Origin of the sequence: Corynebacterium sp. UMB0012 (assembly GCF_030216265.1) — a bacterium.
Classification (GTDB): domain Bacteria; phylum Actinomycetota; class Actinomycetes; order Mycobacteriales; family Mycobacteriaceae; genus Corynebacterium.
In genome coordinates, this window is the sequence record NZ_JASOKQ010000026.1 from 19,901 (window position 1) to 28,712 (window position 8,812).

The following is an 8,812-nucleotide window of genomic DNA, read 5'->3' on the forward strand; positions in this document are numbered from 1 at the left end:
ACGAGCTTCTGGACGGTGATGCATAACCATGAACACCATTACAGCGGTCATTGGCCTCGTCATTGTTGTGGCCTTGGTGACCTACCTCATCATTTCCTTAGTTGATCCGGAGCGTTTCGCATGATCGCCGGCATTGGGGCGGTGTTACCGCAGTTCCTCGCCCTCGTCGTCTTGCTCGCGGCGGCATATGTTCCTTTGGGCAATTGGATCGCACGCAGCTACACCTCTGACAAGGACTGGGCGATAGAGCGTGCGGTGTATAAGGTCCTGCGCGTTGACCCAAACCGCGGGCATAACAGCAAGAATTACAGCCGTGCATTGCTTGGTTTCAGCTTGGCATCCGTACTCGTTCTTTACGCGGTGCAGCGCCTACAAACCGTTTTGCCTAGCTTTGGCAATTCCCGCTCCGCAGCGGTGGAACCGTGGATGGCGTTTAATACCGCGGCGTCATTCGTGTCCAATACCAACTGGCAGTCCTATTCGGGCGAAGAAACCCTGAGCAATGGTGCGCAGATGCTTGGCCTGACCGTCCAGAACTTCGCCTCCGCGGCTGTCGGCATGTGTGTGGCGGTTGCGCTCATTCGCGGTATCGGTCACTTGGGATATAGCCGAGACAAGCTGGGCTCTGAGAGTGGGCAGCACCTCATCGGAAATTTCTGGGTTGACCTCACCCGCGGTTTGGTGCGCATTCTTTTGCCGCTTTCTCTATTGATTTCCTTCGTCCTCATCTTGGGCGGAACCATGCAAACCTTCGGGTCCAACCTGGTGAGCTCCGCGGGCGTGGATATTCCGCGCGCTCCGGTGGCTAGCCAGGAAGCAATTAAATTGCTGGGAACCAATGGTGGTGGCATCTTCGGTGCCAACTCGGCGCACCCTTTTGAGAACCCCACTGGTTTTACCAACCTGGTAGAAATCTTTTCTTTGCTGGTTATCTCTTTCTGCTTTATCCGTGCCTACGGAGTAATGCTGAAATCCCAAAAGCATGCATGGACCCTGCTTGGCGTCATCGGCGGCATTTGGACCGTAATGGTTGCTTTGGTGGTATGGGCGCAGCACACTACCACCGGTGCGGCAGCCCAAGCCGCGGGCGGCAACTTGGAGGGCATCGAACAGCGCCTAGGTATTGACGCTTCCGCACTCTTTGCGGTGTCTACCACGGGCACTTCTACCGGTGCGGTCGATTCGATGCACGATAGCTATTCACCATTGGGTGGCGGCTTGTTGATCCTCAATATGCTCCTGGGCGAAATTGCACCGGGCGGCGTGGGCACTGGCCTCTACGGTCTGCTGATGGTGGCAATCCTCGCCGTCTTTATCGGCGGCCTGCTCGTGGGGCGCACACCGGAGTTCATGGGCAATAAGGTCGGCCGCAAGGAAATCTCCGCGGTGAGCCTGTACATCCTCACCATGCCGGTCCTCGTCCTGGTAGGCGTGGGGGCATCGGTGGCTCAGCGCAAGCTGGTGGAGCTTTCCGCGACCAACTTCGGCGCGCCGGGAACCCCGGATAACGCGCACGGTCTCTCCGAGGTGCTCTATGCCTTTACCTCGGCGTCGTATAATAACGGCTCGGCCTTCGCGGGCCTGACGGTAACCGAGCCCTGGTGGCAAGTCACCCTCGGTATCGCCATGCTGCTGGGCCGATTCCTCCCCATCGTTTTCACCCTGTACTTGGCGGGCAGCCTAGCCGGTCAACGCCGGCAGGCCACTACCGCCGGCAGCTTGCCGACGTCCGGCGTGACCTTCGCGCTGCTTACCATCGGCGTCATTGTGTTGGTCGCCGCCCTTACCTTCTTCCCCGTTCTTACCTTGGGTCCCATTTCGGAGGCACTCTCATGACAACACCAACTATGACCACTGAGCAACGCACTCCTCAGCGCCCTGCCACCAAAAACAGTGGGTTGGCTGCGGCAGCGTTAAAGTCGTTGCCGCACAAGATGTCCCCACTCGCCCAAGCCCGCAACCCCGTCATGTTCGTGGTGTGGGTAGGCGCCGCGCTGACTACCCTGTGGTCCATCTTTAGCCCCAGCGTTTATGGCTGGGTGGTAACCGTATGGTTGTGGTTTACCATTGCGTTCGCGGCGTTTGCTGAGGCATATGCCGAAGGCCGCGGTAAAGCCCAAGCGGATAGCTTGCGCGCCGTGCGTGATGACGCCACCGCTAACCTGGTTACCGATGGCGGCATCGAGGTCATCGCCGCTTCTGAGCTCACCAAGGGCGCTATCGTGCGCGTGGAGGCCGGAGAGACGATCCCGGGTGACGGCGACGTCATTGAAGGCGCGGCAACCGTCGATGAATCTGCCATTACCGGCGAGTCTGCTCCCGTGGTTCGCGAGGCCGGTGGCGATCGCTGTGCTGTGACCGGCGGTACCGTGGTCTTGTCTGATTCCATCCTGGTACAGATCACCTCGGAGCCGGGATCTACCTTCGTCGATACGATGATTGCCTTGGTGGAGGGAGCGGAGCGCCGCAAGACCCCGAATGAGATCGCGCTGAGCATCCTCCTGTCTACCCTGACTATTCTCTTCCTCATTGCGGTTACCGCACTGGCCCCAATGGGGTTGTTTACCGGCGCGGAGCTCTCCCCGCTCTCGCTGGTGGCCCTGTTGGTCTGCCTCATCCCAACCACCATCGCTGCCCTGCTGTCGGCGGTGGGAATCGCGGGAATGAACCGGCTAGTGCACCACAATGTTCTGGCTACGTCCGGACGCGCGGTAGAGGCGGCGGGCGACGTAGCGACCCTACTCATGGATAAAACCGGCACCATCACCTATGGCAACCGGCAGGCCACCGGGCTTATCGTTGCGCGCGGTGTCGATGAGCAGGAAGCTGCGGAGATAGCCCGCGTTGCTTCGGTTGCCGATGAGACCCCGGAGGGGCGCTCCATCGTGTCGTGGTTGACTGAAAACTACCACCTTTCTACCGCAGCAGGAGAGGAAGAAAAGACCGCTGAGGTCATTCCATTTAGCGCTTCTACCCGCATGTCTGGGCTTGACCTCAGAGGCCGAAAGCTGCGTAAAGGCGCCGGCGATGCTGTACGCCGGTGGGTAACCGAGGCGGGTGGCCACTGGCCGCAAGAAATTGAAGACTCCGTGACCCAGATTGCTGAAGGTGGTGGAACCCCGCTGCCCGTTGCTGTGGAAGAATCCGACGGCACCCGCAGGGTTATTGCGGTGGTGCAGCTCAGTGACGTCGTCAAGCCGGGCATGGCGGAGCGCTTCGCCGAACTGCGCCAGATGGGCATCAAAACCATCATGGTGACCGGCGATAACCCGTTGACGGCAGCGGCCATTGCTCAAGAGGCAGGCGTCGACGATTACATCGCGGAGGCCACCCCAGAAGACAAGCTGGCCAGGATCCGCGAGGAGCAGGCGCACGGCCGCATGGTCGCTATGACCGGTGACGGTACTAATGATGCGCCGGCGCTGGCGCAGGCGGACGTGGGTGTGGCCATGAATACTGGTACCTCTGCAGCGAAGGAAGCCGCCAATATGGTGGACTTGGATTCTGATCCGACCAAGCTTATCGATGTCGTGCGCATTGGCAAGCAGTTGCTCATCACCCGTGGGGCGCTTACCACTTTCTCTTTGGCCAATGACTTAGCGAAGTACTTCGCCATCTTGCCGGCCCTGTTTTCTACCCAGCTTCCGCACCTCGAGCGCCTCAACGTGATGCACCTGCACTCGCCGCAATCCGCCATTGTGTCTGCAGTGGTATTCAATGCGCTCATCATCGTTGCTCTTATTCCATTGGCGCTCAAGGGCGTGGCCTATAAGCCGGCCTCTGCTTCGTCCCTGCTCCGCCGTAACCTGGGCATCTGGGGCCTGGGCGGCGTGATCACCCCATTCCTAGGCATCTGGCTCATTGACCAGGTAGTCAACCTGCTTCCAGGTATGTAGAAAAAGAAGGACCAAAAATGCGTGTCTATTTTCGTAACCTCGCCGCTGGATTCGTAGCCGTACTATTGTGCGTTATCGCACTGGGAATGATTTATCCCGCTGCCGTGTGGGGAATCTCCCGCATCAAGCCGGACTCCGCCGAGGGCAACCTCATTTACCAAGGTGAGTGCCTAGCTGGCTCGACCCAGCTGCAAGATGGCCAGACCGAAGGCCCGTACTTCTTCCCCCGTGCCGAAGGCATGAGCAATTACGGCGCTAGTAGCTCCGAGCTAGAAAAAGCCGTGCAGGAGCGGCGCGGGGACATCGCCAAGCGCGAAGGCGCCGCTCCAGAAGATGTTCCCACCGATGCGGTAACCGGTTCCGGCTCTGGTGTCGACTCTGGCATTAGCCCTGCGTACGCTGAACTACAGGCTCCGCGTGTCGCACGAGAGCAGGGGATGAGCACCGAAGAAGTGCGAAGCCTCATCGAAGACAACACAGAGCATGCCAGCCTCGGGTTCCTGGGCGAAGACGCAGTCAACGTCACTACTCTCAACCGAGCACTGCCCATTCCACCGTCCTGCTCATAAGATGAGTGCCATATGAACGACAAGAAAGTTCCGGCGCGCACCAAGCGTGGCGCTTTGAAGATCTACCTCGGCGCGGCGCCTGGGTCTGGTAAGACCTGTGCAATGCTCAACGAGGCGCACGGCCTTGTGCTGGCCGGCCGCGATGTGGTCATTGGCATCGTGGAAGATCATGGGCGCGAATTCACTCGGGCGCTGTGTGATGGCCTTGAGACCATCCCGCGGCGCTACGCCGCCGGGCTATCTACCGGAGAACTCGATACTGCAGCCATCATCTCGCGCCAGCCGGAAACCGTTCTGGTCGATGAATTTGCCCATTCCAATCCGCGCGGTGAGGAACACGCTAAGCGCTGGGAAGACGTAGAGGAACTCCTAGCCGCAGGAATCGATGTGATTTCTACCCTGAACATCCAGCACCTTGAAAGCCTCAATGACGTAATAAAGCAGATCACCGGTATTTCCCCGCAGGAGACGGTGCCAGACGAGGTGGTGCGTGCGGCGAATGAGATCGAGTTGGTGGATGTATCCCCGCAGCTCTTGCGCACCCGCTTGAGTGATGGCCAAATCTATAAAGAAGCGCGCATTGCCCCAGCGTTGAATAATTATTTTAGGGTGGGCAATCTGACTGCACTGCGGGAGCTTGCCCTGTTGTGGTTGGCGGACCAGGTTGATGAGGCTCTCGCGTCCTACCGTTCTGAGCAGGACATTACCGATACCTGGGAGGCGCGGGAGCGGGTGGTCGTGGCCATTCAGAACGTCGCGCATGCAGAACTGCTCATTCGCCGCGGGCGCCGCATCGCATCCAAATCCTCAGCCGAGCTACATGTCGTCCACGTAATTTTTGGGGACTCCTTTTCTTCCGGTGAATCTTCTGTTGCAGGTTCCGCTCAACAACTGTCCAAACTACAATCCTTGGCTCAGGACGTGGGTGCCCGTTTGCATCAGGTCACCGGTGACTCGGTGCCAGAAGCGCTGCTTAATTTTGCCCGCAGCGTCAACGCCACCCAGTTGGTCCTGGGGGTTTCACCACGGCGTCGCTTAGGCCTGCACTGGCGCGGCACCGTTGCTGAGGCCGTGTTGCGGGATTCAGGCAAGATTGATTGTCACATTGTTAATCTTCCGTCCGATAAGCCCTCGCCTCTTTCACCACTGCTGCGACCATTGCATTCCCTTCCGCGCCGGGCGGTGTCTTGGGTGGGCGCGGCTGTCGCTTTCATCGCCTTGACCGCACTGTTGCAAGGCATCGACGGCTCGGTATTGGGAACAGGCACGTGTTCTGCTTTTTACTTTGCGCTGATCCTCCTCGTGAGCATGCTCGCTGGCCTGTGGCCGGCGGTAATTATTGCGTTTGCCTCGGGCTTGGCGGTCAATTGGTTCTTTACCGAGCCCCTGTACACGTTCGATATTGCTGAGCCAGCTAACGCTGTCATCCTCGTGGTCATGGTAGCCATTGCCCTGGCCGTGGGCTTACAAGTGCGGCGCACCAAAATAGAGCACCATAATGCGGCCATTGCCACGCGCGATGCTGAGCTCTTGACGGTCTTTTCCCGCGCAGCCCTCAACCGCCGTGCGGACGTATCTCCCATCGACGCAGTGCTTCGCAAGGTAGGAGAGACTTTCGGCTGCCATAAGGCTGTGCTTCTTGACGCCTCCGGGGACATACTCTCTACCTGGCACGCTTCGGCGGCCTCGCCCCGGCAAAGTAGACACCTGCATATCCCCGCAAAGACTCATAAACGTGAGGTAGAAACGTTGGTCTCCAGCGAGGACACTACGGTCCAGATTGTGATGGAAGGCCCAGCGTTATCCGCCCGCGACCGTGCTTTGGTGGCGGTTGTGGCAGGCTATTTAGCCGGCATCGTGCGCCGCGACAAGCTTTCGGCTGAAGCCGCACGTGCCGATGCCATTGCTGCCGCTGATGAATTGCGTCGTGCGCTGCTATCGAGCGTGAGCCACGATCTGCGCACGCCCCTAGCAACGGCCAAGCTGGCTGTGTCCTCTTTGCGGAATTCCGAAATCGAATTCAGTCCAGAGGATCAAGAAATACTGCTGGCGGAAACCGCAGCTAGCATCGATCAACTCACGCTGCTCGTGACCAACTTATTGGATCACTCGCGCTTGAGTGCAGGAGCGGTAACTGCACGCCGGGATACTGTGGAGTTATACGAGGTAGCCAATCGGGCTATTGCTTCCTGTGCCTTTGGACATAGCAAGGACCAACTTGGTCGCATTCATATTGGTTCTGGACTCCGTGGCCGCACCTGTTGCGCGGATAGCGTTTTGCTGGAACGCGTGCTGGCGAACCTATTCGATAACGCTTTGCGTTATGCGCCGAGCGGACCAGTCAACGTTGATGCGCAGGTTATAGATGAGCGCGTGGAGCTGAGTGTGAGCGATGAAGGGCCGGGAATTTCACCAGAAAAGCAGGAGGAGCTTTTCCAAGCTTTTCAGCGCTTGGGCGATACCAGCAATGACAACGGGGTGGGTTTAGGCCTCTCCGTTGTACGCGGATTTGTGGAGGCCATGGACGGTACTATCACCGTAGAGGCCACTCCAGGAGCGACCTTTATCCTGAGTTTCCCGCTTCGGGAGGAGAAAAGCCATGACTGATAAAAAGGCCACGATAGTCATTGTGGATGATGATCCGCGTTTGCTCACCACCTTGAGCATTAATTTTAAAGCGCGTGGGTATGAGGTGTATTCAGCCAGCACCGGGGCGGAGGGTCTGCAGGTGGTCTCCCAGCATCAGCCCGATGTGGTGATTTTGGATATGGGTCTGCCGGATATGGATGGGCGGGAGGTCCTCGATGGGATTCGAGGGTGGTCAGCAATTCCCGTTCTGATTCTTACGGCCCGGTCCGATCCCCTATTTAGTGCCTCGGCCCTAGATCGCGGTGCTGATGATTATGTGACCAAACCCTTTTCTATGGAAGAGCTCTTGGCCCGCGTGCGCGTGGCTTTGCGGCATGGCAGTCCCCAGCAGCCATCTGCTCAGCGGGAAGCCACGATGGTGCGGGCGGGTGATGTGCTTATCGACGTCCCTCGACACTCCATCACCAAGGCAGGAAAGCCCCTTCACCTGACCCCCACTGAGTGGGGCGTGCTTACGACGCTGCTGCGTGCCCACGGCGGTTTGGTGCGCAAAGAAGACCTCCTCGCAGAGATTTGGGGTCCGGGTTTCGAAGGGCAAAGCCACTACCTGCGCATCTATACCTCGCAGCTGCGCCGCAAACTGGAAACCGATCCATCTAACCCCCAATATCTGCTTACTGAACCCGGATTGGGATACCGCTTTGTTACCTCCCCAGGAGTCTAGGAGTAGCTGACGCCATTTTCTGCAGGGAAATGCTCTTGCAGTGGCACTTCTGTGCAGTGGAGGGGTGCGAGTTGGTATCCATAACGCGTATGCGTCGAGGGCTTCGGTGTGCCCTGCGCATTTAACCAACTGCAAGCGCGTGAGAACTAAACATTTCAACTGGTCACCAGCTATTGTTCGTTCCCTAAATCATTTCTGGTGCTGCAGATTAGTTGCTTTTCCCTGAAAGGGGTGACGGTGTCTGTCATGCTTTCCTGACCAAAGAACCTTCGAGCATATTTTTGGGTAGAAGGGTCTATTAAATCAAGCTACGTTGTACGCACCGTTAGAAAAAGGAAAAGGCTCTCTACTTTCATAAGCTTGGCTCGATTCATTGTTCCAACGTTGAAAGTTATGAATTAGAGACGTCTGGGGTTGAAAGCTTGGTATCTAAAAATAGAACTCTGAAGTGTCCCAGGTTTTGTTCCGTTTGAGTAGATGGGAAAATCTGGAACATGCCAAGAAAATTTGACCAGGATGCAAAGGACCGTGTGGTCCGTCTCGTGGAGGACCGCATCTTGGCGGAAAGCATGTCGATGCATCCCGCGTGCTAGGCAGTAGCTTCAAAGTTGGGGGTTTCATGGCACACGGCTCGTCTATGGACTTAAGCCTGCTCGTCGTGCGGGAAACATCCCAGAACCTGTTCCTGAAGATTTGGCTACCGAAAATGCCAGGCTACGCCGCGAAAATCAAGAGCTTCGAGATACCAACGAGTTGCTGAAGGCTGCGTCAGCTTTTTCGCCTCACGACCAGGCCCCAAACGTTAAGAAATGATCCGGTTCATCGATAAATACCGGAATCATTTCTCTGTCGAGTTCATCTGCACCGGAGTTGAAGATTAACCGGGCTGGTGGGTTTATCACCTCGCGTGGTTATCGCCAGTCCAAAGCCCGTGGGCTTAAGTGCTCGTCGCCTCCGGGACCTGACCCCTGTTTGGTAGACACCTGATATCCAGCCCGGTTGGGTTGGGAAGAAAGGTAATCTACCACCATGCC

The 8,812-nt window shown here is 57.6% G+C and carries 6 protein-coding genes; all 6 read left to right on the forward strand.

Features of this window, described 5'->3' with window-relative positions:
* Positions 1-28 precede the first annotated feature (28 nt).
* From kdpF to QP324_RS10530, 6 genes are read left to right on the forward strand one after another with little or no spacing between them, the layout of a single operon-like run.
* The gene (gene kdpF / locus QP324_RS10505) at positions 29-124 is read left to right on the forward strand and encodes a K(+)-transporting ATPase subunit F (protein ID WP_005328272.1); all 96 of its coding nucleotides are present in this window, start codon (positions 29-31) and stop codon (positions 122-124) included.
* A complete protein-coding gene (gene kdpA / locus QP324_RS10510; RefSeq protein WP_284816005.1) occupies positions 121-1,836 on the forward strand; it encodes a potassium-transporting ATPase subunit KdpA in 1,716 nt (571 codons plus the stop codon). Before kdpF ends, kdpA begins: the two co-directional genes overlap by 4 nt.
* Positions 1,833-3,896 (forward strand): potassium-transporting ATPase subunit KdpB, encoded by a 2,064-nt coding sequence (gene kdpB / locus QP324_RS10515; RefSeq protein ID WP_040425531.1) that lies wholly within the window; start codon positions 1,833-1,835, stop codon positions 3,894-3,896. Before kdpA ends, kdpB begins: the two co-directional genes overlap by 4 nt.
* 17 nt (positions 3,897-3,913) lie before the next feature.
* Entirely contained in the window at positions 3,914-4,465 is a 552-nt protein-coding gene (locus tag QP324_RS10520; RefSeq protein ID WP_005326343.1) for a potassium-transporting ATPase subunit C, read from the forward strand.
* 12 nt (positions 4,466-4,477) lie between these two features.
* A complete protein-coding gene (locus tag QP324_RS10525) occupies positions 4,478-7,072 on the forward strand; it encodes an ATP-binding protein (protein WP_284816006.1) in 2,595 nt (864 codons plus the stop codon).
* Positions 7,065-7,778 (forward strand): response regulator, encoded by a 714-nt coding sequence (locus QP324_RS10530; RefSeq protein WP_284816007.1) that lies wholly within the window; start codon positions 7,065-7,067, stop codon positions 7,776-7,778. The genes QP324_RS10525 and QP324_RS10530 overlap by 8 nt, the downstream gene beginning before the upstream one ends.
* The last annotated feature ends 1,034 nt before the right edge of the window (positions 7,779-8,812 follow it).

Coding starts and splice junctions, on each gene's coding strand:
- kdpF (WP_005328272.1), top strand. CDS start 29: ATGAACACCATTACAGCGGTCATTGGCCTCGTCATTGTTGTGGCCTTG.
- kdpA (WP_284816005.1), top strand. CDS start 121: ATGATCGCCGGCATTGGGGCGGTGTTACCGCAGTTCCTCGCCCTCGTC.
- kdpB (WP_040425531.1), top strand. CDS start 1,833: ATGACAACACCAACTATGACCACTGAGCAACGCACTCCTCAGCGCCCT.
- QP324_RS10520 (WP_005326343.1), top strand. CDS start 3,914: ATGCGTGTCTATTTTCGTAACCTCGCCGCTGGATTCGTAGCCGTACTA.
- QP324_RS10525 (WP_284816006.1), top strand. CDS start 4,478: ATGAACGACAAGAAAGTTCCGGCGCGCACCAAGCGTGGCGCTTTGAAG.
- QP324_RS10530 (WP_284816007.1), top strand. CDS start 7,065: ATGACTGATAAAAAGGCCACGATAGTCATTGTGGATGATGATCCGCGT.